This is a genomic window from Anaerostipes faecis, from assembly GCF_910574135.1.
GTDB classification, from domain to species: Bacteria; Bacillota; Clostridia; order Lachnospirales; family Lachnospiraceae; genus Anaerostipes; species Anaerostipes hominis.
Map to the genome: position 1 here is coordinate 1 of NZ_CAJSYK010000029.1, position 25,700 is coordinate 25,700.

General features: G+C 41.7%; 23 protein-coding genes and 1 rRNA gene. 12 read left to right on the forward strand and 12 right to left on the reverse strand.

Annotated features, from left to right (window positions below; genetic code table 11):
- The 4 genes from QGT46_RS14690 to QGT46_RS14705 all read right to left on the reverse strand — a co-directional run.
- Positions 1-218, reverse strand: a 16S ribosomal RNA gene (locus tag QGT46_RS14690); the annotation flags it as partial.
- Positions 219-770: 552 nt separating this feature from the next.
- Complete coding sequence (locus QGT46_RS14695; RefSeq protein WP_148460129.1) at positions 771-1,283, reverse strand: CvpA family protein; 513 nt, start codon at positions 1,281-1,283, stop codon at positions 771-773.
- An 11-nt stretch (positions 1,284-1,294) separates the two neighbouring features.
- Positions 1,295-2,488: a DUF5711 family protein gene (locus tag QGT46_RS14700; RefSeq protein ID WP_148460130.1), complete on the reverse strand. Its 1,194-nt coding sequence runs from the start codon at positions 2,486-2,488 to the stop codon at positions 1,295-1,297.
- Between the two features lie 59 nt (positions 2,489-2,547).
- On the reverse strand, positions 2,548-3,699 hold the full coding sequence (locus QGT46_RS14705) for a LysM peptidoglycan-binding domain-containing protein (protein WP_148460131.1): 1,152 nt from the start codon (positions 3,697-3,699) through the stop codon (positions 2,548-2,550).
- Positions 3,700-3,904: 205 nt separating this feature from the next.
- Here QGT46_RS14705 and yyaC point away from each other — a divergent pair, with 205 nt between their 5' ends.
- Positions 3,905-4,471: a spore protease YyaC gene (gene yyaC, locus QGT46_RS14710; RefSeq protein WP_024728968.1), complete on the forward strand. Its 567-nt coding sequence runs from the start codon at positions 3,905-3,907 to the stop codon at positions 4,469-4,471.
- A 5-nt stretch (positions 4,472-4,476) separates the two neighbouring features.
- Here yyaC and QGT46_RS14715 read toward each other — a convergent pair whose 3' ends face one another.
- Positions 4,477-5,532: a PTS transporter subunit IIC gene (locus tag QGT46_RS14715; protein ID WP_148460132.1), complete on the reverse strand. Its 1,056-nt coding sequence runs from the start codon at positions 5,530-5,532 to the stop codon at positions 4,477-4,479.
- A gap of 129 nt (positions 5,533-5,661) precedes the next feature.
- Between QGT46_RS14715 and QGT46_RS14720 the strand changes: the two genes are divergently transcribed.
- The 4 genes from QGT46_RS14720 (at position 5,662) to QGT46_RS14735 (ending at position 7,925) form a co-directional block, all read left to right on the forward strand.
- Positions 5,662-5,940 (forward strand): hypothetical protein, encoded by a 279-nt coding sequence (locus QGT46_RS14720; RefSeq protein WP_024728970.1) that lies wholly within the window; start codon positions 5,662-5,664, stop codon positions 5,938-5,940.
- 108 nt (positions 5,941-6,048) lie between these two features.
- Positions 6,049-6,612: an RNA polymerase sigma factor gene (locus QGT46_RS14725; protein WP_301591416.1), complete on the forward strand. Its 564-nt coding sequence runs from the start codon at positions 6,049-6,051 to the stop codon at positions 6,610-6,612.
- Positions 6,596-7,282, forward strand: coding sequence for a DUF4367 domain-containing protein (locus tag QGT46_RS14730; RefSeq protein ID WP_148460134.1), 687 nt, complete (start codon positions 6,596-6,598; stop codon positions 7,280-7,282). The genes QGT46_RS14725 and QGT46_RS14730 overlap by 17 nt, the downstream gene beginning before the upstream one ends.
- A 166-nt stretch (positions 7,283-7,448) precedes the next feature.
- On the forward strand, positions 7,449-7,925 hold the full coding sequence (locus tag QGT46_RS14735; protein ID WP_148460135.1) for a hypothetical protein: 477 nt from the start codon (positions 7,449-7,451) through the stop codon (positions 7,923-7,925).
- A gap of 534 nt (positions 7,926-8,459) precedes the next feature.
- On the opposite strand, the gene QGT46_RS14740 is transcribed toward QGT46_RS14735, so the two are convergent.
- The 4 genes from QGT46_RS14740 to spoVG form a co-directional block, all read right to left on the reverse strand.
- Entirely contained in the window at positions 8,460-9,311 is an 852-nt protein-coding gene (locus QGT46_RS14740) for a hypothetical protein (protein ID WP_148460136.1), read from the reverse strand.
- Between the two features lie 97 nt (positions 9,312-9,408).
- The gene (locus QGT46_RS14745) at positions 9,409-9,564 is read right to left on the reverse strand and encodes a hypothetical protein (protein ID WP_165353865.1); all 156 of its coding nucleotides are present in this window, start codon (positions 9,562-9,564) and stop codon (positions 9,409-9,411) included.
- 83 nt (positions 9,565-9,647) lie between these two features.
- A complete protein-coding gene (locus QGT46_RS14750; RefSeq protein ID WP_148460137.1) occupies positions 9,648-10,154 on the reverse strand; it encodes an RNA polymerase sigma factor in 507 nt (168 codons plus the stop codon).
- 178 nt (positions 10,155-10,332) lie between these two features.
- Positions 10,333-10,629, reverse strand: coding sequence for a septation regulator SpoVG (spoVG, locus tag QGT46_RS14755; RefSeq protein WP_024728976.1), 297 nt, complete (start codon positions 10,627-10,629; stop codon positions 10,333-10,335).
- A gap of 478 nt (positions 10,630-11,107) precedes the next feature.
- Between spoVG and murC the strand changes: the two genes are divergently transcribed.
- The 4 genes from murC (at position 11,108) to QGT46_RS14775 (ending at position 16,059) form a co-directional block, all read left to right on the forward strand.
- Positions 11,108-12,490 (forward strand): UDP-N-acetylmuramate--L-alanine ligase, encoded by a 1,383-nt coding sequence (murC, locus tag QGT46_RS14760; RefSeq protein ID WP_148460139.1) that lies wholly within the window; start codon positions 11,108-11,110, stop codon positions 12,488-12,490.
- 265 nt (positions 12,491-12,755) lie between these two features.
- Positions 12,756-13,841, forward strand: a complete 1,086-nt coding sequence (locus QGT46_RS14765) for a DnaD domain protein (protein ID WP_148460140.1) — start codon at positions 12,756-12,758, stop codon at positions 13,839-13,841.
- 1 nt (position 13,842) lies between these two features.
- The gene (locus tag QGT46_RS14770) at positions 13,843-14,832 is read left to right on the forward strand and encodes an ATP-binding protein (RefSeq protein WP_148460141.1); all 990 of its coding nucleotides are present in this window, start codon (positions 13,843-13,845) and stop codon (positions 14,830-14,832) included.
- Between the two features lie 57 nt (positions 14,833-14,889).
- Complete coding sequence (locus QGT46_RS14775; protein ID WP_024728980.1) at positions 14,890-16,059, forward strand: ribose-phosphate pyrophosphokinase; 1,170 nt, start codon at positions 14,890-14,892, stop codon at positions 16,057-16,059.
- 65 nt (positions 16,060-16,124) lie between these two features.
- Here QGT46_RS14775 and QGT46_RS14780 read toward each other — a convergent pair whose 3' ends face one another.
- Genes QGT46_RS14780 through QGT46_RS14790 form a run of 3 tightly spaced genes read right to left on the reverse strand, consistent with a single transcriptional unit; the run spans position 16,125 to position 23,261 of the window.
- Positions 16,125-18,350: a transglycosylase domain-containing protein gene (locus QGT46_RS14780; protein ID WP_148460142.1), complete on the reverse strand. Its 2,226-nt coding sequence runs from the start codon at positions 18,348-18,350 to the stop codon at positions 16,125-16,127.
- Positions 18,351-18,365: 15 nt separating this feature from the next.
- On the reverse strand, positions 18,366-20,747 hold the full coding sequence (locus tag QGT46_RS14785) for a metallophosphoesterase (RefSeq protein WP_148460143.1): 2,382 nt from the start codon (positions 20,745-20,747) through the stop codon (positions 18,366-18,368).
- Between the two features lie 12 nt (positions 20,748-20,759).
- Positions 20,760-23,261: a hypothetical protein gene (locus tag QGT46_RS14790; RefSeq protein ID WP_148460144.1), complete on the reverse strand. Its 2,502-nt coding sequence runs from the start codon at positions 23,259-23,261 to the stop codon at positions 20,760-20,762.
- A gap of 365 nt (positions 23,262-23,626) precedes the next feature.
- Between QGT46_RS14790 and QGT46_RS14795 the strand changes: the two genes are divergently transcribed.
- The 3 genes from QGT46_RS14795 (at position 23,627) to QGT46_RS14805 (ending at position 25,697) form a co-directional block, all read left to right on the forward strand.
- Positions 23,627-23,908 (forward strand): CD3324 family protein, encoded by a 282-nt coding sequence (locus QGT46_RS14795; RefSeq protein ID WP_148460145.1) that lies wholly within the window; start codon positions 23,627-23,629, stop codon positions 23,906-23,908.
- A 195-nt stretch (positions 23,909-24,103) separates the two neighbouring features.
- Positions 24,104-24,667, forward strand: coding sequence for a DUF1062 domain-containing protein (locus QGT46_RS14800; RefSeq protein WP_148460146.1), 564 nt, complete (start codon positions 24,104-24,106; stop codon positions 24,665-24,667).
- A 118-nt stretch (positions 24,668-24,785) separates the two neighbouring features.
- On the forward strand, positions 24,786-25,697 hold the full coding sequence (locus QGT46_RS14805; RefSeq protein ID WP_148460147.1) for an Rpn family recombination-promoting nuclease/putative transposase: 912 nt from the start codon (positions 24,786-24,788) through the stop codon (positions 25,695-25,697).
- Positions 25,698-25,700 lie beyond the last annotated feature (3 nt).

Here is a 25,700-nt window from a genome sequence, read left to right on the forward strand (position 1 = left end):
CGAATCATGCGATTCTGTGCGCTTATGCGGTATTAGCAGCCGTTTCCAGCTGTTATCCCCCTGTATAGGGCAGGTTCCCCACGCGTTACTCACCCGTCCGCCACTCAGTCATTAAGGAATTCCATCCGAAAACTTCCTTCCAAAATGCTTCGTTCGACTTGCATGTGTTAAGCACGCCGCCAGCGTTCATCCTGAGCCAGGATCAAACTCTCATGTTCAATCTTGGATCTAAAAAGCGCTAGCTTTTTTATCCTTGTTTTACTGTGTCCTTTTATAAAGAACGTTCGTGTATCTTTTTCAAAAGATACTGAAAATCTCTTAGAATTTTCAAGGTTGTCTTATTGTTCAATTATCAAAGATCTGCTGTCGTTTTTTGTCTTGCTCTTACGAGCGACAGCTTTATTATATTATCATTCTTCATTCTGTCTGTCAAGCACTTTTTTCATTTTTTTGAAGTTTCATGAATGATTGACATTTCTTGTGCTGTCCGATCACCGTCAGCAACTTTTATATCATATCATGGCATGTTTTCCAAGTCAAGGACTTTTTTCAAAAAATTTGAAGAGCCAAGAAGTCAGATAAAGTTTTGAAGAGCTGCTGTTTTGTCAGCAACGTTGATAATCTTATCATCGCTCCAGGCAAATGTCAACAGGTTTTTTTACTTTTTTCTCACATTATTTTATGAAGGATCATTCAAGTAAAAAATCCAAAGGGAAAAGCCCTTGGAAAACGCCCTGTTACCGAGGCTTCCCAAAGGCTTTCTTTAAACTTTAAAAGGGGATTGCACCCTTTAACATTGTAATCACCGGATTGTTTTCTGCTATAAACTGCAGTAAAGAACTGGTCCGCATGATCTCATTATATTCCTGTTTGAAACCAATATACTGACAAAGGTAAATGGCAAACAGCAAAAAGGATATTACGATAATTCCTTTCACGAATCCCAGAACCCCTCCGAAGAAATGATTGAACCATCCGATCACAGGGAGGTCTCCGAACTTGCTGATTATTCCGACCAGTATTGAAAATACGGCCTTCAATACAAGCACGATCAAAGCAAACGCAATAAAATATGCCAGCTGATCTGTGAGTATATTCTGCTCTGATTTCATAAACACCTGTATCACATACTGCTTTACAGTGTCCGCCGTCGAGTAGGCAATGGCAAAGGTCAAAAGCCATGTTGCCAAAAGGAGGAGCGATTTCAGAAACCCTCTCTTGAATCCTCTGATCGTATCAAATATAAGGATCAGCAGTAATACAATTAAAATAATTTGTCCCATAATATCACCATCTAACGTAATCTAACCAACTGTGTTTTATCTTCAAATGTAATCAAGTACCGTTCCGCCTTCCCAGTGGGTGCCATGGCCTGAATCCTTTTCTTAAAAATCTGCTGGTACATCTCATGGCCTGCATAATTTATCATAGAGCAATGATAATTTCCCACAAACAGTACTCCGTCCGGGCCAAGGTACACATCCGAGAATTCTGTCTTGATCTCTCTTTCCATAACCTTTCTTCCGGAACGGTTATAGGCCTGTACCAGATACTGCTCTTTGGAAGACTTCTTTTTATTCTCAAGGATCAGGACAAAATGCGAATCATCTGCAGCAATACTTTTGATCCTGGAATTTATTTTAATCTCTTTTTGTTTCGAAGGTGTGTCTTTTGTGTTAAAAATAATTGTTTTATTATCTCCAAACGCACAAACCGTATTTTTCCCCATAAATTGAATCTTGGGGATCACGGTATCCTTAACGTCAAATCCCGCCAGCAGCCGGTCTTCTTTTTCCTGCCCTTTTTCTCCGAAATCATAAAATGCTATCCGGTTCTTCGTCTGCAGTCCGTCCACCACCAGATAGCTGACAGCCAGCATGGTGCCGTCTTCGGACAGGTCAATATCCAGCGGATATCCATTTTCATCGATCGTCGTCTTGATCGTTACCAGCTTCTTTTGAGAAGCATCATAAAGCTCTATATAATTTTCATTGTCTCCCTGCAAAATTGCGGCGATCACTCCCTGTTCCGCAACTTCCACATCACTGACCGCATATGAGGCGGAAAATCTTTTTACTTTTCCGGTGCTGTCATATAGAAGGATCTCATTGCCGTTCTTATATGCAACTGCGATATAATCTCCGCAGTATGTAACAATGGGATTCTTGATAGAATAAGCCTTCTCCCACTCTACTTTTCCGTCACCGTCAATAAATGAAATCCCATCTTCGTTATAACTTATGGAGCCGTTTTTATATGCAAAGGACTTTGTGCCGGAATTCACATGTTCTGCCACTGTCCGTTCTGTCTTGAGCGTATGATAGGTCCGATATCTATATGCCAGAAAGATTGCAAGCAGTACCGCACAAAAAACCCCCCCAAGAATGATCCTCTGTTTTTTCCGGATCTGTTTTTTCAAAAAAGAATTCTGCATTGCTTCCCTGCTGTTTGTATAGAGGGAAAACCCTGATTTCATCCTATGGTCCATAGTAAAACCCCTGTATTTTTATTTAACATTATTAATATCACGCTTTATTATACATGATTTTACTTTGTTATACTAGGAATAATTAGTTTCTGTCCAGGATAGATATGCTCTTTAGGCCCGATCTTGTTTGCATCCAGTATTTTATACATATATTTTCTGCTTCCATACATTTTGCGGGAAATGGATACCAGACTGTCCCCCTTTTTGACGACATAAGTTCGGCCGCGTGCCATGGACTGTGCAGATTTCTGCGTTGACGCAGTGGCTGCGGTTGTGCCGGTTTCCGTTTTTTTCTCATCTGCCGTAGTGCCCGCCTCTGTCCCGTCTGCTTTTTCGGTGCTGGTCGGAAGCTGTTTCGTGGTTGTGCCTGACTCCTTGTTTTCTTCCTCCATTGAAACATTGTCCTTCACGCCTTTTCCCATGGTCTCCACCGCCCCATGAATCGCGTCGCCAAAGGATGAACTGTTATCCAATCTGGAATAATAAAACATTCCCCCGGCTAAGATCAGGACGAGGAGCATTGCCGCGCTGGAAGAAAGCCGCTTCATCATGTCCTTTGTCCTGCTGCTTTTCTGTTTCTCCTGGACGATTGTCCGAAACTGCCGCACGATCTTTTCATCTCTCTTGGCTTCCAGCATGGTTTCATAAGATACAGCTTCTTTTAATTTTTGATTTCGCTCGATGAGGTATTCCTGCATCATCGGATTTTTTTCATAATATATGTAATAACCGCTCTGTCTCACCAGGTCTTGTCCGCGGTATACATAAAATGCATCTTCCCCTTCCAGGTGATCTGTCATATACAGCACTTTCCCGTCGCCCGGAAAATTTTCAAAATGAGTCTTTTTTATCTTATCGTTAAGCCGCACTGAGAATCCCATTCTGGAAAGCGCCCATCCGATCACCTCCAGATCCGGAAAGAAACGTTCTTTCTTCTGATAGATTTCCCGCCAAACCTTATCGTCAAATACGGTCTCGTCCAAATCCAGCTCTATATTCTGCCCTTCCACAGCTCCTCTGATAAATATCACAGTCTCGTTATCAATACTCTTTTTTTCTCCAAATAATATGGCCCCTCTTACAAAAGTGTTCTTGTCCGTCGTCAATGCTTTTAAAAATGTCACTACAAAATCTTCGATATAAACTTTTGTGGTTCCCACAGGCCCGCCGATCTGTCTGATGTTCTTCGGCAACTGATTTTCTGCTCTCACGAAAAAGCCTCCCTTTCCTCTTTAATACCAAAGACTTTACCACAGTATTTTCAATTTTTTTATCAAAGGGCGTCGACTGAAGAAAATAATTTTGCCCAAGTGGGAAGTACGTATTGGGACGGTATACTTTTTTATTTTATGTATAAACTATATGGAGCGTCTTATACGGCGAAAAATGATATTTAAGAAATGATTGGAGAACGCAATGCGCATTTCAGACCGAATATCCTATTTTAATCCCAAAGACAGGGAAGCGGGAGCCTTGCTGCAGGCAGATTTGATCCGCCGCATTCAAATGCAGAAAAAAGACAGCCAGCAGGTAGTCGTCCTGTGTGTGGGCACAGACCGCGCTACCGGTGACTGTCTTGGGCCTTTGGTAGGCCATCAGTTAATGACATCTTCTTATTATAAAGTTTTCGGGACTCTGTCACAGCCGGTGCATGCCGGAAATCTTACGCAGACAATGACCGAAATTTACCGCTCGTTCAGGGAGCCTTTTGTCATCGCCATTGATGCGTGTCTGGGTTCTGCGGATCATGTTGGCTATGTGACCGTGTCTTCCATGCCGCTGTTTCCTGGACAGGGTGTAGACAAAGAACTGCCGCCTGTAGGAGATATCTCTATCACCGGCATCGTGAATTTCACATCAGAGGCCAACTTCAACACCATACAAACCACAAGGCTTCACACGGTCATGGAACTGTCATCTTATATTGCATGCGGGGTAGAGGATTCTGTCCGGTATTTTGCGAAACATGCCGCTACGACTTAAAGCTGTCACATATTCAGTTTCATGTCTCCCTGTTTTATGATGCCCATCCGCCGCATACCTTCTGATATAAAATAGGTCAGCAATGCCGGGGCAATGATATGCATTCCAATAATCATGACTGCGGTCGCAGCCGGAGAAACCCCGCCGGCCACCATAGTCTTATATCCCATGATCTGCCCCACTAATCCGGCTGTCCCCATTCCGGAACCAATGGCATTATTGGTCATCTTCAATACTATAGTAGAAACAGGTCCCAACACGGCACTGGTAAGGATCGGCGGAATCCAGATCAGCGGTTTTCTGACGATGTTTGGAACCTGAAGCATAGATGTGCCGATTCCCTGGGCGATCAAGCCTCCTATTCTGTTCTCTCTGAAACTCGCCACAGCAAATCCTATCATCTGAGCGCTGCATCCAACTGCAGCAGCTCCTGCGGCAATCCCTGAGAGATTTAATATCACTCCGAGCGCGGCCGAACTGATCGGCAGAGTGAGTGCCATCCCCATCAGAACTGATACTACAATTCCCATCAAAAACGGCTGCTGCTCCGTACCCCACCGGATAAGGTCACCCAGCCGTGCCATCAGCTGACTGATCCATGGACCGAGAAACAGACCTACGGCACCTCCGGATAAAATGGTCATAAGCGGTGTAAGCAGGATATCCAGCTGTGTCCTTCCTGAGATCAGGCGTCCCAGTTCAATTCCTACATACGCAGCCAAGAAAGCCCCCAGAGGTTCCCCGGGTCCGGATAGGACGACAGCCCCTTTGACAATCAGGGTTCCCGCCATGATTTTTGATGCGTAAGCTCCGATCATTCCTGCACATGCCGATGAAACGGTTACCAGAACCGATTCCTGAAAACGTGAGGCAACTCCCACACCAATCCCGGCCCCGGTCATCACTTTCGCCGCTGCCGCACCAACCGCCAGGACTTGTCCGATATTTCCGCCTATCAGCAGTCCAACTTGTTCCAGAATCGTCCCGATGATCAGGGTAGCAAACAACCCCTGTGCCATCCCGGACAATCCGTCAATAAAGAACCTTTTTAAAATCTTCATTCGATCTTCTCCTCAATATTCTTCTTTAACGTCATTTTAAATCATTTTCTCTCTCACTACAATATTGACTGTTTTATATTTATCTTCTATTATACTTAATATATTTCAAATAGAAAGCAGGTAAAACCAATGTTCCGTATGTGGGGAAAACTAATGAAAAGCAACCGGCTGCTGAAAGACACTGTAATCAGCGTGGAAAATGCCGGTCTGAACCGTACCCGAAAGGTATATAAGGCTCTTGAAGACATTTGTTATGAGTTTGATCTGCCGAAACCTCTCTGGCTGGAGGCCAATAAAAAAGAATTTATGACCCACGATAAAACAAGATTTTATCACGACAGTTTTATTGAAGATATCGACTTTGATTTCTTGGAGGTCCAGGTTATCGAAGAAGACCAAAGCCTTTAGAATATTTCTATAGGCTTTTTTTGTACAAGCTTTACAATACCGCAAAGTCTATCTATAATGAGAGATATAGAGAGAAACCATAAACGGGGGAAAAGGGAGAGAATGAAAATGATACGGCGGAAGAATAAACCTCCTACCAAGAGCGCTGTTGATTATATTGAACTGCTCTACAACAAGTATGCGCCTAAGCTGAAATATGTAGCAAAACAATATGTTCATAATGATACGTTGGCTGAAGATGTACTTCAAAATGTTTTCGAGAAAGCGTTGCTGTACTCTGAAAAGATTTTAGAATTGCCCGATGATAAGGCCTTTACGTTTTTATATGTCATAGTACGTAACACAGCGTATGACATGATCAAGGTTGAGAGCAGAAATAATCACGAAGAACTGACTTACGAGGACGGCGAAGATTCAGAATGCCTGATTGATCCAAATGATTATTACATGGAATATATTGACTTAAATGTAATGGTAGATAAGATTGGCAAGCTGCCTACGAATCAGCAGACAGTTCTTGTCCTGTACTATTACTATGGATTCAGCTTTCTGGAAATAGCGACGCTATTACAAATTTCGGAACTGACTGCAAAGAAACGTTGCAGTCTAGCCCGCAGTTCCTTACGTGCTCTGTTTGAGAAGGAGGGATTGAGTTATGAGTACAAACGATAAAAAAGACAAAAATGAAGAATTGTTTGACCATATCATCGAGTATGGTGCAAGCAGCTGGACCGACGAAATCTCCCCTGATAATATCCCGGAAGAGGAACTATCGGATCAATTAAATCAAAAAATTGACAACATGTTTTCCTCGGCAAGGAAAAGGGCAAACAGAAAACGCAGGTTTATCACTGCCCAACGGATTGCTGCTGTATTTGTGATGCTGCTTACTATGGCTTCTGTAACTTTGATGAGTGTTGAGGCTTTTAGGGAGCCAGTAATGAATTTTATATTTAATAAAAGTAGTTCTCAGAATCGGACAAGAATTCAGATTCAAACACATGGAGAAAATAAAGATTTTAATTTTACTTACTTGCCATCTGGATACTCTTTTTCTGAAAAAAAGGTAAGTGAGAATAATACACATATATTATATAAATTTAAAGATAAATCATCGAACGTAATTTATTTAAATATTATTTTAAATACTACTGCAAAGAATTATAGTAATATGAATAAAGATGATTACAGTATAATTAGAAGAAAAAATATTGAATATTATTACATAGATGATACTTTTAGTCAGCTTTTATGGTATAAACACAAAATCATTTATAAACTAAATGGAACTCTTTCTAAAGATGAATTATTAAAAATAGCAGAAGGCGTTGAATATAATTAATATTTTAAGGAACCTAAAAAATTTGGGTTCCTTTTTTTGTTCATTTTTATAAAAAAAAAATACTTCTTTCACTTAACTCTACAAGAAGACACGCTCAGATAATTCATGATTTCACCATTATCTAACTACTTCAGTTATTCAAGTAGTAAGGATAATGGGAGGAAATATGAAACAATATCTAAAACATTTATTAATGTCACTTTTTTTAGCACTATCAATTCTGTTAATTTCAGTTCCAGCAGAAGCTAGCTCTACACCTGAAGTTTCATACAGTAATCAATCAATAACTTCATTTATGTTGAAACCCAATTTTATGTCTAATAGTTGGACAGGATTTCGTGACGCCTATATAGATCTGCAAATTGACAAATCAGGTATTGCTCATTTTTACACACTTGTTTGTGCAAGTAATTCTAAATACTATTGCAAAATTACAATGAAACTCCAACGTTATAAAAATAAAACTTGGACAACTTTAACGAGTGGTACATGTACTAGTAAGTCAGATAATATGTACAGTAGAAGCTATTATGTATCTAAAGGATATAAGTATAGAGTTTATAGCAAGGCCTATATTTATAAATCTAAAAATGGAAAACTTATAAATTCAGACACCTTTACAAAAACAAAAACCAGAAAATAATTAACAAATATTAAAATCCTTACTGAATTTTAAAAAGCGCTGTTAAAATTTATTTAATAGCGCTTTTTAAAAAATATTCACCTTTTTGCTCTAAAAACAGTTTCTATAGTAGAGGGGTATTTTTTCAATCATTATTCCTAAAAACATATTAACTATTATAATATTAAAGAAAGGAAAACCATCCAAATCACAAACCATTCTAAAAATTGGTTAAGCGGGTACGGAAACCTGCTTTAATGGTTGAATTTACCCCTCTTGTTGACAGCTTAGGTTTACAAGTGAGAGACCAATGAATTCATGATATCATTGGTCTTTCTGCACTTTTTAACGAAACTTGCGAATATATTTCACTATTTCCATATTATTTCAGTTGCTGTAATAGAGGGCATTAACAACAGATTGTGATTAATTCGCTGGACCTCATTCTCTCTCTCATAAAAAATGGCCAGCGAAGTTTTTACAATCTGTTGTTAATGCTCTTTTACCGCGATAAAACAAAAAAACAGGACAAAGCCAAAGTGCTTTGTCCCATTTCTATTTTATATATTTAGCAATTTTCTCAGCTTCATATATACTGACCATTCCTTCAATATTCATTTCAAATTGATTCACATGTCCCAGTACTGATAAAGTTCTTTCTCCCTTATAAAAACTGAATTCACCTCCAGCAACTTTAAGTACTTTCACTTTTGTTTTTTCCTCTCCAAAAAAAATCTTTTCAGAACCGTCTGTTGTTCCGCTGTGATCATAATAAGAGTAATACAGTACGGCCTCTCCTCTGCTGTAAGACGCTATAATACCTATGACTTTCTTGTCAAGAACATTAACAAGGATATTTTGCAGCCTCCATCCGCGAGGTATATATCTTGGATACATTACATCCCGCTTATAATTATTCTTTACTTCTTCCCAGGTAGATACCCGAAAATTAGTTCCTGATTTTGCTCCATTATCTTTAGTTATATTTCGTGCAACAAAGCCTTTTATCGTCTCTATCAACCATTCAACAGGCGATTCTCCTGAAGGATCATTTATTTCAATCTGTACTTCTGTTGTCTTTTCATTTTTTTGATCAATATAACGAAAAATAGACTTCCCTGTAATCGCATAACATATGACCTGTGCTGAAAGCATAAATACAAGAAGAAATACCGCTGCCTTTGCTGCAATCGAGCAGTACCTCTTCCTTCTTCTGATTTTTAATAAGCTTCTTCTTTCTATATATCCGCAGTAGAATACTTCCTTATCAAGCTTACCTTCATCTTTTAAGGGCTCCATACATTCTAATATATGTTCTATATGCCGTAATTTCTCTTGATCCGATTCGGATTTAAAAAATTCTGTAATCCATTCAAAAGCCCATCTCTTGATTATAAAATCTCTCATCCTTTGTACCTGTTCTATATGTTTTGGATTTTCTATTCATTGTAACAGATAATTATATATATGTAAATCATAACCAAGAACCGACGATTTTTACGGATTATTTATGCGTCTTATTAACATCTGTAATTTTTGTCCTTATTTTTTCTTTTACATCCTCAGATAATTTTTCCTCTTCTATATCTTCCGGGTGGATTTCCTCTACAAATTTCCCAACCGCTTTCTCTAGTAACTGTTCAAATGCCTTCCTTCTCATTTCGGCTCCTTTCACATGAATTTTAAGGTTACATATCTATATCCCCAAAAACCACGCGAAGGTGTCGTTTAAGTTGACTTCATTCAGCCAAACATAATAAGCATAAACAGCTGTTTCCTTACTTTTTTTCGTATTCTTGCAAGTTTTGATTTCACCGCCTGATCTGTACTGTCCCTGAATCTCGCAAGCTCATTGATAGTAAATCCTTTCATGTAGAAATCATAAAAAAGACGAAATTCGTCTTCTGAGAGTACGTTTTTAATATCCGTTTCCAGCAGGCCGCTATAATCGTCCTCGAACTTTTGGTTTAATGACATTATATTTTCGTCTGTCAGTATCTCTCCTATTCTATTTTTCTTCTCAAACACATGATATATTTTGTATTTTGCTGTCTGTTTCAGCCATCCAACAGGATTTTCATGTTCTGAAAGACTGTCTATTTTTTCATATGCCGTCAGATATACTTCCTGAAGGACATCATAGGCCTCCTCCCAGTCCCAATAAAAAAACCCCTTCATAAATTTGAGCATCTCTTCATAACTTACTTCATATAACTTTTTAAATGCATTTTCTCTTGATGTATGATCCATAATTAACCCGCTTCTGATTTTTTTACAGCATAACAGAAAATCATCTGAAAGGCAAAAAGACAGCATATGGCATGACTCCGAAAGTCATGTTATATGCTGTCTTAATCTACTGATCAGCGAACGGCGGATCTCCCGTTCCTGTTACTTATGGACAATCATAGTATTTAGAATTAAGTGTTTACTCTGCTCCTTCTTCCGGCTGACTTGCATCTATGTCTCCAAGTCTCATGGCCTCATACTGTTCCAGGATCATGGTCTGGATAGTGTTTCTCGTTGCCGAATTGATCGGATGGGCAATGTCACGGTATTCCCCATCGGCAGCTTTGCGGCTTGGCATTGCAATGAACAGGCCCTTTTCTCCTTCGATGACTTTGATATCATGTACTACAAATTCATTATCAATCGTAATAGAAACGACTGCTTTCATTTTCCCTTCTTTTGCTACTTGTCTGATACGTACATCTGTAATTTGCATGTTGTCTTCCTCCTAGTTTTCAAAACTTTAGCTAATGATCTGTTGTGCGGCCGTTTTTGCTCTATCACCTTCCCTTTTCAACGCCGCAAAATATCCCCACTCTCAACACATTTTGCTCATACTATGACTCCCACTGTATACATCTATACTCTAAAACAAAGCACCTGCCGCCTTCCAAAATACAAATCGGAAGCCAGTCCTGATGCTTGTGCAGGGATCAACATCGTACATACTATCTTAGATAATGTTTATTATAGCACCTCTTTCGTAAAATGTGAACAAATATTATTATATATTTTCGCTGATATTATTGTATTTTACTATTTAGCAGTACAAAATCCGACAATATTTCCATCATTCTGTACACCTTTTTTACCGGAAACCCCTGTTTCTCATTTCCTTCCTTGCAACTTATTTTTTTGTGCACTATAATAGAAAAAACACTTTATTTAAAATCAGAGAAAGGTTAGGAATTCCTATGTATCAGATAGATTTCAAGAAACCAATTCACATTCATTTTATGGGGATCGGCGGTATCAGTATGAGCGGTCTTGCCGAGATCCTTCTCAAAGAAGGATTTACTGTTTCCGGCTCTGACATCCGTTCCTCCGATATAACCGAAAAATTGAATTCTTTAGGCGCCAAGGTCTTTTTAGGACAAGTCGCTGAAAATATCACGGATAATATTGATCTGGTCGTATATACTGCGGCCATCCATCCGGAAAATGAAGAATACAAAGCCGCACTGCAAAAAGGCATTCCCCTTATGAAGCGTGCGACTCTTCTCGGACAAATGATGCACAATTATAAAAATGCAGTGGCAGTATCCGGAACCCACGGCAAAACAACCACGACTTCTATGCTCTCACACATCCTGCTGGCCGGAGAGACAGATCCAACCATCACTGTGGGGGGTATTCTGGACATTATTGACGGCAACATCCGTGTCGGCCATTCCAATGTCTTCGTGACAGAGGCCTGTGAGTATACAAACAGCTTTCTCGAATTTTTTCCGAAGATCAGCATTATTCTAAATATAGAAGAAGACCATATGGACTTTTTCCATGATATTGATGAGATCCGTGACTCCTTCAAAAAGTTTGCTCACAAGCTTCCGGAAGACGGCCTGCTCGTCCTGAATGGGGAGATTGATGACATTTCCTATATCGTAGAAGGACTCAAAGCCAAGTATGTAACCTACGGCATTGATAACGATGACTTTACTTATACGGCTAAAAATATTTCCTATGACTCTATGGGCCATGGACATTTTGACCTGTACAAAGAAGGAACTTTTGTAGATTCCTTGTCATTAAACGTAAACGGCCTGCATAATATTAATAATGCGCTGTCTGCTGCAGCCGTTGCTGATTTCCTCGGGCTCTCCATAGATACTGTAAAAGCCGGACTCCTGACCTTCTCCGGCGCCAAGCGGAGATTTGAATATAAGGGGACCTGCCAGGGCTTTACGGTCATTGATGACTATGCCCACCACCCTACGGAGATCAAAGCAACATTGAATGCCTGCAAAAATTATCCCCACAAAGATCTGTGGTGTGTCTTCCAGCCGCATACCTATACGAGGACAAATGCCTTTTTAGATGAGTTCGCCGAGGCTCTCAGCCAATGCGATCATGTGATCATCACCGATATCTATGCTGCCCGGGAAAAAGACACCGGCATGGTCCACGCCAGAGATTTAGCAGATAAAATCGAAAAAACCGGTACTGATGTTCGATATATCAAGGATTTTGATGAGATAGAAGAATTTATTTTAAAAAAATGCAAAAAAAATGATTTGTTGATAACTATGGGGGCCGGAAATGTTGATTCTATCGGCAATGAGTTAGTTAAGAAATAGTTATCCACGTTATCCACAGGGTTATACACAATTGTGTATAACTTTCCCTGTGGATTTTTCTTTATTTTTTCCACATCAAAATTTTTTGAGTGAGGCTTGTCTTTCTGCGGATTCCGTTTACTTATCCACTTTATCCACAGTTTCCACAATTGTTCTGTGGATTATTCTGTGAAAAGAGCTGCTATTTACAATTTATTCGGTCTGCGTTATAGTTCTTTTAGATTAAAGAAAGAGACGTATTGACTAAAGTTAGGGAGATGGATTTATGAGCAGTATTAACGTAACGACAACATACCCGACCGGGGGAACTTTATTACCGAATGCCTTCGTAGACTACTACATGATTAAAGCCAACGGAGAATATGTGAAGGTTTATATTTACCTTCTGCGCATGGTTTCTAACGGCCAGAAGTTCAATATACCTTACCTGGCAGATTTGCTGGAACTTACGGAGCGTGATATCTGCCGCGCTCTGAAGTACTGGAAAAAGGAAAATCTCCTGGACCTGGTCATGGATGGAGGAGAGATCCGTTCCATCAAACTGCTCCCCGTTTCCACGGCCCTGACGATCGATGCGGATGATCTCATGGAGCCTGACAAAGAGGAACCAGCGAAAATACCAGCAAAGGAAACCACGACCGGGACTTCGGCTGCGAAAGCTAAGGCGGTTCCGGCCCTGAGGACGCTGACTCCGTCCCAGCTGGCCCAGAAAAATAAGGATGATAAGTTCTCTTATCTGATCTATATCGCAGAAATGTACATAGGACGTCCGCTCACCGCCAATGATCTGAATACTCTCTCTTATTTCTACGATGACCTTGCAATGTCACCGGAGCTAATCGAACACTTGGTAGATTACTGTGTATCCAACGGCAAGAAAAACTTCCGCTATATGCAGTCCGTAGCGATTGCCTGGTATCAGGAGGGCATCCGAACAGCAGACGAGGCCAAGCTTCACTGCCAGAACTACCAGAAAGAGTATTACCAGATCATGCATGCCTTTGGACTGAATAACCAGCCCGCACCGGCACAGATCGAATACATGAAGCGCTGGCTCAAGACCGACGGCTTTGACTTAAGCATCGTCATAGAAGCATGCAACCGTACGATCCGCTCCATCGGCCAGCCAAAATTCCAGTATACGGACAGTATTTTGAAAAAGTGGAAGGACAACCATGTAGTTTCACTGGATGATGTAAAGAAACTGGAAAGCCGCCCGGGGACTGTATCCAAATCCGCAGCCCCACAGCCGAACAACCAGTTCCACAATTTTGAAGAACGTGACTATGACTATGACGAGCTGGAAAAACAGCTTTTTGAAAAGCAGATACACCCTGTAAAGGAGGACTGAGATGTCCCTGACCAATGAACAATATCAGGAAATCATGAGGATGTACGAGGCGAACCGGCTCAGCAGCTACAATCTCTCCAGAGAGCGCAGGCGTCAGGTCTATGCACAGATTCCTCAGATGAGGGAGCTGGACCGGGAGATGGCCCACAACGCTGTTCTCCTGGGAAAACAGCTGATCGCATCTGAAGATCATAACTCTATGGACATTTGCAGGCAAAAGAATCAGAAGCTGGCTGACCAAAAGCGCCGGCTTCTTTTAGATCATGGATATCCTGAGGATTATCTGGACCCTGTTTATACTTGTCCCGACTGTAAAGATACCGGATATATCGGCACCGAAAAGTGCCATTGTTTCCATCAGGCTGTGATCCGCCTGATTTATTCTGATTCCAATATGCAGCATATCCTTGAAAAAGAGAATTTTCTCCGTTTCAATGATCAATATTATTCTGATAAACTACTGGAGGACGGACGGCCTTCTCCGAGACAGAATATCCATGCCGTGCTGAAAAAATGCCGTGATTTTATCGGTCATTTTCCTTCCAGGGAAAACCTGCTGCTGCACGGTTCCACAGGCACCGGGAAGACATTTTTAAGCCATTGTATTGCTAAAGAGATCATGGATAAGGGATATACCTGTGTCTATGTAACCGCTTTTCAGCTTTTTGATATTCTGACTTCCCAGGCATATCAAAAGCACAAGGATAATCTCCCTATGTCCTACCAGCTTATTTTTCACTGTGACCTGCTGGTCATTGATGATCTGGGGACAGAGCTTAACAATGCCTTCATTACTTCCCAGCTGTTCCACTGCCTGAATGAACGGCAGCTCAGCGGTAAATCAACACTTATTTCGACAAATTTATCAATGCGTAATTTGAAAGACCGCTATACGGAACGGATTTTTTCCAGAATTATTGAGAACTATACCATCTGCCAGTTATACGGCGAGGATATCCGTTTAAAGAAATCTTTTTCCCGCAAGTCTTGACGGAATCGCTTCGGGAGTGATATAAAAAGAGTGAACAAACTACAAAGGAGATTTATAATGAGACGATCTGACCGAAACTTTAAAACCCTTCCCGACGGCAATCTTGGCATCATCGCTATGGAGAGCTGCAAAAGCCTTGGCAATCTGATTGATAAGTATATTACAGGCTGGCGCGGAGATGAAGCCCCCCGCTATCAGAATATGCCCGGATATGATGAGTATTACAAGGCAAGCTATCTGCTGGATGCCGGCTGTCCCCGCTTCGGCTCCGGAGAAGCAAAAGGGATCATCCGTGAATCTGTCCGCGGAACCGATTTGTACATTCTCGTTGACGTGCTGAATTACAGCATCAAGTATTCTCTGTGCGGTCATCAGAACTCTATGTCCCCGGATGATCATTTTCAGGACTTAAAAAGACTCATTGCAGCCAGCGGCAGCAAAGCCAAGAGAATCAGTGTCATCATGCCTTTCCTGTATGAAAGCCGTCAGCACAAAAGAAGCACCAGAGAGTCCCTGGACTGTGCCATGATGCTTCAGGAGCTGATTCATTTAGGAGTACAGAATATCATTACATTTGACGCCCATGACCCTCGTGTACAGAACGCCATTCCAAACAGCGGCTTTGATACGGTACAGCCCACTTACCAGTTTGTAAAGTCTCTGGTTGAGCAGTGCGACGGAGTCAATTTTGACAGTGATCATCTGATGGTCATCAGCCCGGACGAAGGTGCTATGCAGCGTTCCATCTATATGGCCAATGTCCTCGGTGTTGATGTGGGTATGTTCTATAAGCGCAGAGATTATTCTACTATCGTAGACGGCCGCAACCCTATTGTGGCCCATGAATTTTTGGGAGATTCCCTGGAAGGCAAGGACGTTCTGATCTTGGACGATATGATATCTTCCGGAGAGAGTATGATCGATGTAGCCAAAGAACTGAAAGCAAGAAAAGCGAGACGTGTATTTTGTCTTTCTACCTTCGGTCTGTTCACAAACGGACTTGATGTCTTTGACAAGGCTGTGGAAGAAGGTATCATCGAAAAGGTTATCACAACCAATCTTACTTACCAGACACCGGAACTGTTGGAGCGTGATTGGTATGTATCATCAGATGTGAGCAAATATGTTGCTCTGCTGATCGATACGCTGAACCACAACGGGTCCATCAGCGAACTTCTGGACCCAACGGAGCGCATCAAAGAATATTTGGAAAAGAATCATTTATAAATTTATCAGCAGTATAGGAAAAGGCAGCAGACTATTTATTAAAGTCTGCTGCCTTTATCTATTTATCAATCGTCATTTCCGGCGCCGCGTCGATCATCACCGTTCTGCTGCTGTGTAGCCGCTGTTGTGGCCTGTGTCGTTGCCTGAGTGGTCGCCTGGGTTGTAGCCTGTGTTGTAGCGTGAGTCGTTGTCTGGGTTGTACCTTTGGTACTTCCCTTTTCTGTCGTGCCTGCTGCTGTCTGCCCTGTGGTCGGCATGTTTGTTCCGCCTCCGCCTTCATAGGAATTAAGCTTTTTGCCTCCTGAATACTCTTTGTGGAGAGCATTCATAAAATTGCTCCAAATTGTCTTAGGATAACCGGAACCGCTCAGGTTGGCCATTACCCTGCTGTCATCCCTTCCTACCCACACTGCAGTTGTATAGTACGGTGTATATCCGCAGAACCATCCGTCCTTATTGTCCGTTGTAGTACCTGTTTTTCCCGCGGTATCTACATTAGGAACCTTTGCACCCCGGCCTGTACCGTTGGTGATAACACTCTTTAAAACGCTGCTCATCATAGAAGCCGTATTGGCTGAGTAAACCGTTCTTTTCTTGGATGGATTGGAGACCACAGTCTCACCGTCCGAATCCTCGATCTTCATAATACAGGTTGGGTCTCTGAACACGCCCTGATTGGCAAGTGCAGCATATCCGCTGGCCATCTCCTCAGCCGTAGTTCCATAGGTGAAGCCGCCGAGGCAGGTTGTATAATACTTATAGTCATTTTCGTCGAGGCTCTTAAAGTTCATCTTTTCCAAATACCGGAGAGCGGATTTCGGCCCGATCTCCTCGTAAAGCCTCATAGTAGCCACGTTGCTTGATTTCTCCAACGCCCGCCTCAGTGTAATACTTCCTGAATAGGAACCGCCGGAGTTTCTGACCCTGTGTTTGTCTTTGGGACTCATCGGGTTGTCATTCACGATAGAACCCGGTCCATATCCTCTCTCCATAGCAGGAGCATAGACAAGGATGGGCTTAATGGCACTTCCCGGCTGTCTCGGACTCTGATAAGCACGGTTCAGCCCTAATCCTGCATTTTTCTGATATCTTCCTCCTACGATGGCTGCTACCTTGCCTGTCTCATTGTCAATACAGACGCCTGCGCCCTGGACTTTGTAAACCTTGTTCTTGTCCTTCTCCGTATAACCGCTCAGAGCATTGTCGATACTGCTTTGAAGTTCCTTCTGAGCATCCAGGTCAATGGATGTATGAATCTGGTATCCTGCACTGTATAAAGTCCTCTTACACTCAGCATAAGACTTGTTATATTTCTCATCGTAATCCTGTTTGTCTTCGTCAGAGTCAAACACATAGCGGAACTCAAAGCCCTGCTTCTCCATCAGTGCTTTCGTAGCACTGTGAATTACATAAGTTTCAATATAATTTCTCTTCTGCTCAGTTTTTTTCTTTTTCAGTGTGATCTTTTCTCTCAGAGCTTCATCTCTCTGGGATTTAGTAATCAGATTCTGCTTATACATATCCTTGAGGATCTTGTCGCGCCTTGTCATTGTCTTTTCCTTATGATGATAGGGCTCATACATGTTTGGCGCATTAGGGACCGCACACAAGAATGCGGCTTCTGACATGGTCAGATCCTTGGCATCCTTATCAAAATAACCTTTGCTGGCAGCCTGAATTCCGTAATAGCCATTTGCAAAATAAACGTTGTTCAGGTAAAACTCCATGATCTGATCCTTGGAGTACTCCTTCTCCAGACCCCATGCCACAAACATTTCTTTGACCTTACGCTGCCAGGAAATCTCCCGTGTCAGGAAAACAGTCCTTGCCAGCTGCTGAGTGATCGTACTTCCTCCCTGAGTAACTTCTCCCTTATTTGTAACAAAGGATACTGCTGCTCTGGCGATACCCCTGAAGTCTACCCCATTATGTTTGTAAAAATTATTGTCCTCCACGGAAATCATCGCCGCCACCGCATACACCGGCAGATCTTTATACTTCAGATAATAGACATCCTTCTCGCCTTTCAGCTTGGTGATAACCTTCCCATTCGTATCATAGACGACACTCGTCTGTGTTGCCTTAAATGTCTGCTCTGAAGTGTTGGCTACCAGATCCTTAGCCTCTGCCCTCAGCTTCATGACTTTCATTCCGATGGTGAACCAGCCGATAACCACCAGAAAAAGAAAAACAATCGAGATCTTGACAAGGATCTTTCTTTTCTTTTTCTTCTTTTTTGGTTTTTTCTCTTTGGAAATGACTTTCTTTGTCTCTTTTGTTTCTTCAGCCATATTCTCCACCTTTCATTATTCTCTGGTTTCCTCTAGGGAAATCCAGTGGATTTTCTGATTCTTCCGGTCCAGCTGATGAAAAAGCTCTTTCTTACACGTAAATAAGATCAGCTGCCTGCCGGAATACCTGCTCAAATAATCAAGCGCCCTCCGGGTCCTTTCATCATCAAAATTGCCGAAAATATCATCCATCAGAACCGGGACTGGTTCCTTCGGATATAGAATCTCTCCCGCGGCAAGCCTCACAGCCAGGTAAATCTGCTCTACGGTTCCCGCGCTTAAATACTTCAGATCAATAAACCTGTTTTTATATTCTACCATAAAAGACAGTGATTCATCAATTTTTACTTTTTCGTACTCTCCTCCCGTAAGATAACTGACGATCTCACTGACCTTTTCGTTAAACTGTTCCCCCAGATTTTCCCGGAATTCCCTGGCGGCATCTAAAACAGCCTGAATGGCCGCATCTGCCTGATTTATATTATATTCTGTACGGTCTGTTTGTTCTTTAAAAATTTGATAGTCTCTTCTTAATTCTTCCTTAAAGTCCTCCTGCTCTGTCATTTCCTTCTTTTCTGACTTAACCGAAAGAACCGATAACACCAGAAATACAGCACAGCCTGCGAAGAACCCCGGATGAACAAAGCCAGCCGACGCAAACACAGCTGCTGCCGTCAAAAAAAACAAAATACTCCTCGGCTTTCCGCTCTGTCCATCAGACTCGGGAGCCTTCAGATAACGCTCCCTCTTCTCAGACAGGACGATCGATTCCTCTCTGCTTTTTCTTCTCAGCATGTTCTTTTTTTCTTTCAGCGCCTTCAGAGCCAGATCGATCTTTATATCTGCTGTATTGCTGCCTGTCAGATTGGATGTATAGTTGGTAAGCTCCATAGAGAGATTTCCTGACGGAGGAATGTCCCCTTCCTGAATACAGAAAGTATCTGTGTATGCACCGAGGCTCAGAGTATACAGCTTTGAGAGATCACCTTTTTCACCTGATTCTTTATCATACAGATTAAAAGACTTCTCTCCCGTGCGGAAGCTTCTCTCAAGCAGCCAGGCATGTCCGTCCGATATGATCTCCATGCCTCCTCCGTAATTTCCTCCATAAACCGGCGTATATATAGTATATGCATCAGATCTCGCTGCAATGCCTCTGGATTTTTCCAGACCGAACAGCATATGCACGATAAACTCTTTTATTGTAGTCTTCCCGCTCTCGTTTGGTCCATATACAATATTTAATCCAGGCTCAAAGGATAATTCTTTTCCGCAGAATTTCCCGAAACCGTCGATATAAATATTCCGGATATAAAAAGCAGATCTTTTCTCCCGTTTCTCTGACCGGCGCCTCTGATATAATCCCCTGGATGCCTGCTCAAATGCATCCCCTGCAAAACGTGACGCTTCCGGCATTCCCTCAAGGCGGCGCAGTACGGCACCGATGATATTATCTTTGTTGGATTCTAGCAGCGAATCTTCCGTACGGCTCCCCCTCGTCTCGTCAACAATATCCACGATCCTGTATTTTGCTCCGAGAAGATCAAAATCAGGACGAATCTTTGCTCTTTTAGAGCCCTGAAGGAACAGCGTAAACATCTGGTTTTCCCCCAGCAGCTTCATCTCTTCTTCCGCAGCAAAGAGAATTTCTTGATCATTCATATCTTTTGTCAGGTTCACCCGTACTTCCACATAACTTTTTTGATTGACCGGCAGGAAACGGACGACTTTCTTTTCGTCTGTGATCTCTCCCAAAAAAAATCCGCGGCGCCCTGTCTCCGTCCTGTTTAAAGGTTCCAGGCTGCCGCCGTAGGCGATCAGATCCTCTGATATCATCTCAGGACTGTGAATATGGCCTAACGCGGCATAGTCAAATCCCGACCATTTTAGTTTGTGAAAATCAATGGGACTATGTGTGCCGTCCCCTCCGTGCCCTAAAAGAATATGAATACCTTCTTCTGTCCCTGGCCTTGCCTCATCATATAAAGGCTCCGTAATTTCCCTGCTGTGATAGCTGAGACCGTAGATATAGGTATTCTGTGCCTCTTCGTATACTCTCGTAAGTTCTTTTTCAGTGAACAGATGCACATCAGCAGAAAAACGATATCGCAGATATGCCGATCCTTCGTCAATAAAATCATGATTTCCCGCGATCATAAAAACCTTGGTACATACCAGCTGGGACAAAAAAGAATCCAGCCTGTTTAAATCCCTTAATGATGGTTTTTTGTGAAAGATATCTCCGCACAGAAATAAGAAGTCTGCCTGTTCTTCATTGGCCAGTGCAATGACTTCGCTGAGGCTCTGCTCAATATCCTTTTTCCGCTCTTCCCCCCATCCCCTCTCTGTTTCCGGACAAGCTCCGAGGTGGAGGTCTCCAATGTGTATAAACTTCATGTCTCACCTTCTCTATTTCGCATAGCTGTAAAATACATTGCCTGCCTTTTTAAATTCTCTCTCCATTGAAGACCGTTCCGCCTGAACAGATTCTTCCTTCAGAGGATCAAAATATCTGATCTTTGTATTGTTATAGCTCATGACCAGAATAAATGTGCCGTTGGCCCTTTTTGCAATGACCGGCCTTCCTTTGCTGATGCAGTAGAGAACGTCTTCAAATTTACATCCGGTGTAATCTGCTGCCATTTTGTCCATAGAATCATACAGCATGCCGTAAACATCTTTTTTGCTCCGCTTCAGCTGTCCGTAGGTGACATCCTTTCCCTCGGAATCCGTAATCATTTTTACACAGGCAATTCCGGTCTCGTCTTTGGACTCTGCTTTCACCATCGGAATATTTGCCACTTTCCCGTAGCTCTTCATAACTCCTTTTTCCCACAGGTACAGCTGGCTTGAATTAACTACCACACCTGCGTTTTTCTGAGCTTCTTTAATAGCTTTTGCCATATCCGTATAAGTTCCCTTCAGTGAACCGCCGGCATAAATATAGACATTTTTATACCGCTGTTCATTGTTCGCAAAGGATACGCTGCACTCTTTCTCGGTCTGGCTGAGCGCAGAAGATAAATACTTCGGAACTGTCTGTACATATACATAATCAGGGAATGATAGATATACCTGGTTCAGACGGTCGCTTGTATATCCGTATTCCAGTGAAGCTTTATCCTCCGTCTTATCCTTGTAGCGAATATAATCCTCTTTCATGCTCTTGTACCCTGTTCCTGAGCGTCTGGCCGGACTGAGTACGACAACAGTTCCGTCTACCCTGGCGTCCGTAACATAGATTCCGCTCTTTTCAAACTTGGCCTGTTCCTGATTTTTGTCATCGACAATTGCAACTTTTTTCATTGGAAACTGGACGGAACCGTCTTTTCTTGTCTTCACATCCCCTGCATCTGCAATACCGTACACAAGGTCTTCTTTCACAAAACCGATCGGTTTGATCCGTTCTCCTTTATCACAGCGGATCTTATGCTCTTTGTTATTTTCCAGATCTATGATCCGTATGGCCGTTTCATTTTCCGTTATGGCAAGCATTCCGGTTCCGGAGACTGCGACCATGCCGCTGCTGATATTTTTTGCAATGGTTTTTGACTCCCGGCTGTCCAGATCGACCTGGTAGTAAGCCCCGTCCAGCTCAAAATAGAACTTTCCGCTGTCACTCAGGTATGCTCCTTTTTCAATCTCATCTTTTAAATTTTCATACTGGATCTTCACCGGTATAAAAGCTTTCTCGTCTGCTTTTCCGCTCTCCGCTTCATATTCATAGACACCGATTCCATTCTTGCCTTCGTGTTCTCCCCGATTCATGTATCCATATACAATAAATTTAATGTTTCCGCTTTTATCCATCTCCATCACATGGATACCGTGCTGCGGATAATTGTTTCGGGAGTCTCTGTAGTCTTCTCCCACAAAAGAAAACACTCTTGTCATAGAAGCATTTTTATAATCGTAATACCACAGCTCATTTTCCTGAACAAATGCCGCTTTCCGCCCGCTGTTCCTGCTGATCAGTTCTTCGGGATTCATCTGCGTGATCCCCATCAGTATTCTGTTGTTTGCCCGGTCCAGTGCGTCATAGCGGAAAAACGCATTCTGAGTCCGCTCGTAATTGAGCAGATACATCCGGTCTTTGGAATATCTGATACGGAAGTATTCTGTCACCTGATAGTACTGCTTGATCCCTTTGCTGTTTTCCGCAGACAAAATAAATCTGTACTCCACCGATGTCACATTAGAGCTGGCCTCTTTGATGACCGGCGCGTACATACGCTCAGTTTTTGGTTTCAGTGATGCATAGCAGACTGCCTCCTGATTGGAAGAAATATCAACGAAAGAAAGATCATTTGTCATAGTTCCGTCCTTTACTTCCAAATATTTTTTTACATATTCTGAACTTCCCTCTGTCAAAGTGGCATCGTGAAATTCCTTTGCAAACTTCAGACACTCGGCAAAATGCAGATCGGTACCGTAAATAATGCGGGTATAATATGTGATTTTTTGTCCCTCATCTTCTATAGACAGAGCCAAAAGATATGTTTTCCCCGACTCCAGACGGCTCTTGACTTTTAAGTCCGCTGCCGCACCGCTTTTTTTCTGCTGAAAAGCTACTACTCCTTTTTCCAGAGCAGAGCGGTTATTCTCTTTATATATTTTATAATCCAGCGCTTCGATGGAGCTGTTTCCGTGTTTCATAAAAACCTGGAATTTATCCTCCTTTATCGGCGTGATGGAATCTCTCATCAACGATGCGTCCACGGACTCTGTGTATCCATGGAGTTCATTGATCTCTTCTCCTCCGGTGTTTATGGTCAGCACAGGCAGGGATGCCTGACTTGTCTCACTGACACCCTGATTATTTTTTCCTATCAAAATATAATTCCATATTCCAAGAGCAAGAATAAAAATCAGTCCAAAGACTGCTGCTAGTATGGCTTTTTCCCGCTTCATAAGATCCTCCTAACATTCTCTCTGTCCTATCTGTATATTTTATCCGTTTTCCTGAGGAAACACAACAAATTTAAGGAAAGTTTAAGAGCAGCAGACTGCTTGACAGCGATAGTAAAAAATTACAAAGACCAAATTATGAATTCAGACTCGGCGCTGGTAATCTAAGACTATTATTTTTTGCAAAAAATGATATAATAACTAGTAATAAAAGAGGAGGTAAATTCATATGCTTGATCCCATTGTTTTTGCTGCATAGCAGGGAGCTATTTGCAGCCATGCTGAATAACAGCATGATTTATAACGTTAAAATCTCAACAAATAGCCCTTGCTGTTCCGAATTAATTTTTTTATTTTAGGAGAGCAGTATGAGCTATAAGAAAGCGAAACATATACTTCCCCTTGAACTTCTTGAAGAAATCCAAAAATATGTAGAAGGGGAGAGCATTTATATACCAAGAAGATCGGACAGAAAAAAGCCCCGTGGGAGTTCTGTTGCATCTTTAAAGTATTTTCAAAAACGCAATGCACAAATATTCAGTGAGTATCTTGCGGGAGAGAGCCAGGATTTATTGTCTGAAAAATATTTTCTGTCTCTGAAAAGCATCCAAAGAATCATCCGGCAGGAGAAAATGATACATAACATGTAAAGGTGAGCCGATACGGATATGAAAACCGTATTGGCTCATCTTTTTTTCATAAAAAAGGATGAGGTTTGTGCTGACGGAAATGAATGATAGAATTTTTTCAGAATAAAAAATTCAGGAGGTGACATTGTGAAGCGAATTTTAGAAAATCCGCCTTTTTTCTCTTTCCTATTCTAATTAGAACAGGAAGGAGATTTTATGAAAAATAAATTTCTCAGAACGGTTGTCTGGGAGGTACAGTACCAAACTCCGCCTCCTGCCGTACGATACTGTAAAAAATGCGGCAGTCAAAAAGAGTTTGTCAGTTCCGGACAGTTTAGGGTTAATGCACAGAGAAAATACCTCGACGTCTGGCTCATTTATAAATGTTCCGGCTGTGAAGCTACATGGAATCTGACCGTCTTATCCAGAATCCATCCCAAAGCAGTGAACAAAGAACTTCTGGATAAATTCCACGGCAATGATAAAACTCTTGCTCACAAATATGCTATGAATACAGATTTATTGAGACGGAACGGCTGCAGAATCGGTCCATACGATTACAAGATAGCCGGATGTGCTGCATTTGACGGACCCGTAAGACTGCATATAAGAAGCAATTATGCATCAGATGTAAAAGTATCGGTAATACTGCGTGAAAAGCTGCAGTTATCCAGAAAAGAATTTGAAGACATGCTTTCAGACGGCCGAATACAAAGCGAATCGGGAAAAGATTTAACAAAGTGCAGACTAAAGAAAGAGATCTTTTTAGTTATTTCATAAAAATATTCACTGAAAGCCTCGGAATACATAATTTGACATTTTAGTGAGTATATTGTAAAATACTAGGTGATATTGAAAAAACTTTCCATATATGATAAACTAAAGGAGATAACAAAAGATGAAAAAGTCTAACAATATATCACTTAAAAATGACTATGCTTTCACACAGATCATGAAGCAGCCTAAGATACTCCGGGGATTTTTAAGCGGTATCCTGCATATTCCTCCTGAAAAGATCGGAACCATTCATATAAAAGACCGCCACCTTTCCAAAGATCTTCTGGAAGGAAAGCTTTCCATACTTGATTTATATACCGTAGTAGAAGGGACCGGAAAAATCAACATAGAGATGCAGGTCCTGCCCTATGCACACTGGGACAGAAGATCTCTGTCCTATTTAGCAAAAGTATACACTCAGGATTTAAAATCAGGAGAAGCTTATGCCAATTGTGTTAAGGCCATTCATATCAGTATTCTTGGTTTTAATCAGCTGACTGACACCGATTATTTTTATTCCTCTTTTCATATGAGGGAGGACAGCAGACACAGTCTATACAGCGATCAGTGGGAAATTCATGTGATAGAGTTACAAAAACTAAACTCTTCACAAGTAAAAGAAGAGCATAAAAAGTTATATCAATGGGCATGTTTTATTTGCGCAGAGGGAGAGGAGGAACGTGCCATGATAGAAAAAGATCCTTATATTGAAGAAGCCATCAGGGAACTCGAATTGCTGGAACGCGATCCTGAACGTATGGACGAATATTTGTTCCGCCAAAAAAACCTTTCAGATTACGTAACCCAGATGGAGTACAGCAGAGAAGAAGGTTTAAAAGAAGGGGAATATACAAAAATAATTGAGCAAATACAAAAAAAGATGCAGCGAGGAAAAACTGAGGCAGAGATAGCCGATGCCTTAGAGGAAGATCCTCAGACTATCGCCTCCATTTGCCGTCTGATCAGACTCTATCCTTCTTCCTCAAAGGAAGAAATCTATAAAGTATGGCAAAACAAACCCGGCACCATCTGACAA

What these genes read in the sequence shown, in the direction of transcription:
- QGT46_RS14695 (WP_148460129.1), bottom strand. Translation starts at nt 1,283, where the DNA reads ATGGGACAAATTATTTTAATTGTATTACTGCTGATCCTTATATTTGAT.
- QGT46_RS14700 (WP_148460130.1), bottom strand. Translation starts at nt 2,488, where the DNA reads ATGGACCATAGGATGAAATCAGGGTTTTCCCTCTATACAAACAGCAGG.
- yyaC (WP_024728968.1), top strand. Translation starts at nt 3,905, where the DNA reads ATGCGCATTTCAGACCGAATATCCTATTTTAATCCCAAAGACAGGGAA.
- QGT46_RS14715 (WP_148460132.1), bottom strand. Translation starts at nt 5,532, where the DNA reads ATGAAGATTTTAAAAAGGTTCTTTATTGACGGATTGTCCGGGATGGCA.
- QGT46_RS14720 (WP_024728970.1), top strand. Translation starts at nt 5,662, where the DNA reads ATGTTCCGTATGTGGGGAAAACTAATGAAAAGCAACCGGCTGCTGAAA.
- QGT46_RS14725 (WP_301591416.1), top strand. Translation starts at nt 6,049, where the DNA reads ATGATACGGCGGAAGAATAAACCTCCTACCAAGAGCGCTGTTGATTAT.
- QGT46_RS14730 (WP_148460134.1), top strand. Translation starts at nt 6,596, where the DNA reads ATGAGTACAAACGATAAAAAAGACAAAAATGAAGAATTGTTTGACCAT.
- QGT46_RS14735 (WP_148460135.1), top strand. Translation starts at nt 7,449, where the DNA reads ATGAAACAATATCTAAAACATTTATTAATGTCACTTTTTTTAGCACTA.
- QGT46_RS14740 (WP_148460136.1), bottom strand. Translation starts at nt 9,311, where the DNA reads ATGAGAGATTTTATAATCAAGAGATGGGCTTTTGAATGGATTACAGAA.
- QGT46_RS14745 (WP_165353865.1), bottom strand. Translation starts at nt 9,564, where the DNA reads ATGAGAAGGAAGGCATTTGAACAGTTACTAGAGAAAGCGGTTGGGAAA.
- QGT46_RS14750 (WP_148460137.1), bottom strand. Translation starts at nt 10,154, where the DNA reads ATGGATCATACATCAAGAGAAAATGCATTTAAAAAGTTATATGAAGTA.
- spoVG (WP_024728976.1), bottom strand. Translation starts at nt 10,629, where the DNA reads ATGCAAATTACAGATGTACGTATCAGACAAGTAGCAAAAGAAGGGAAA.
- murC (WP_148460139.1), top strand. Translation starts at nt 11,108, where the DNA reads ATGTATCAGATAGATTTCAAGAAACCAATTCACATTCATTTTATGGGG.
- QGT46_RS14765 (WP_148460140.1), top strand. Translation starts at nt 12,756, where the DNA reads ATGAGCAGTATTAACGTAACGACAACATACCCGACCGGGGGAACTTTA.
- QGT46_RS14770 (WP_148460141.1), top strand. Translation starts at nt 13,843, where the DNA reads ATGTCCCTGACCAATGAACAATATCAGGAAATCATGAGGATGTACGAG.
- QGT46_RS14775 (WP_024728980.1), top strand. Translation starts at nt 14,890, where the DNA reads ATGAGACGATCTGACCGAAACTTTAAAACCCTTCCCGACGGCAATCTT.
- QGT46_RS14780 (WP_148460142.1), bottom strand. Translation starts at nt 18,350, where the DNA reads ATGGCTGAAGAAACAAAAGAGACAAAGAAAGTCATTTCCAAAGAGAAA.
- QGT46_RS14785 (WP_148460143.1), bottom strand. Translation starts at nt 20,747, where the DNA reads ATGAAGTTTATACACATTGGAGACCTCCACCTCGGAGCTTGTCCGGAA.
- QGT46_RS14790 (WP_148460144.1), bottom strand. Translation starts at nt 23,261, where the DNA reads ATGAAGCGGGAAAAAGCCATACTAGCAGCAGTCTTTGGACTGATTTTT.
- QGT46_RS14795 (WP_148460145.1), top strand. Translation starts at nt 23,627, where the DNA reads ATGAGCTATAAGAAAGCGAAACATATACTTCCCCTTGAACTTCTTGAA.
- QGT46_RS14800 (WP_148460146.1), top strand. Translation starts at nt 24,104, where the DNA reads ATGAAAAATAAATTTCTCAGAACGGTTGTCTGGGAGGTACAGTACCAA.
- QGT46_RS14805 (WP_148460147.1), top strand. Translation starts at nt 24,786, where the DNA reads ATGAAAAAGTCTAACAATATATCACTTAAAAATGACTATGCTTTCACA.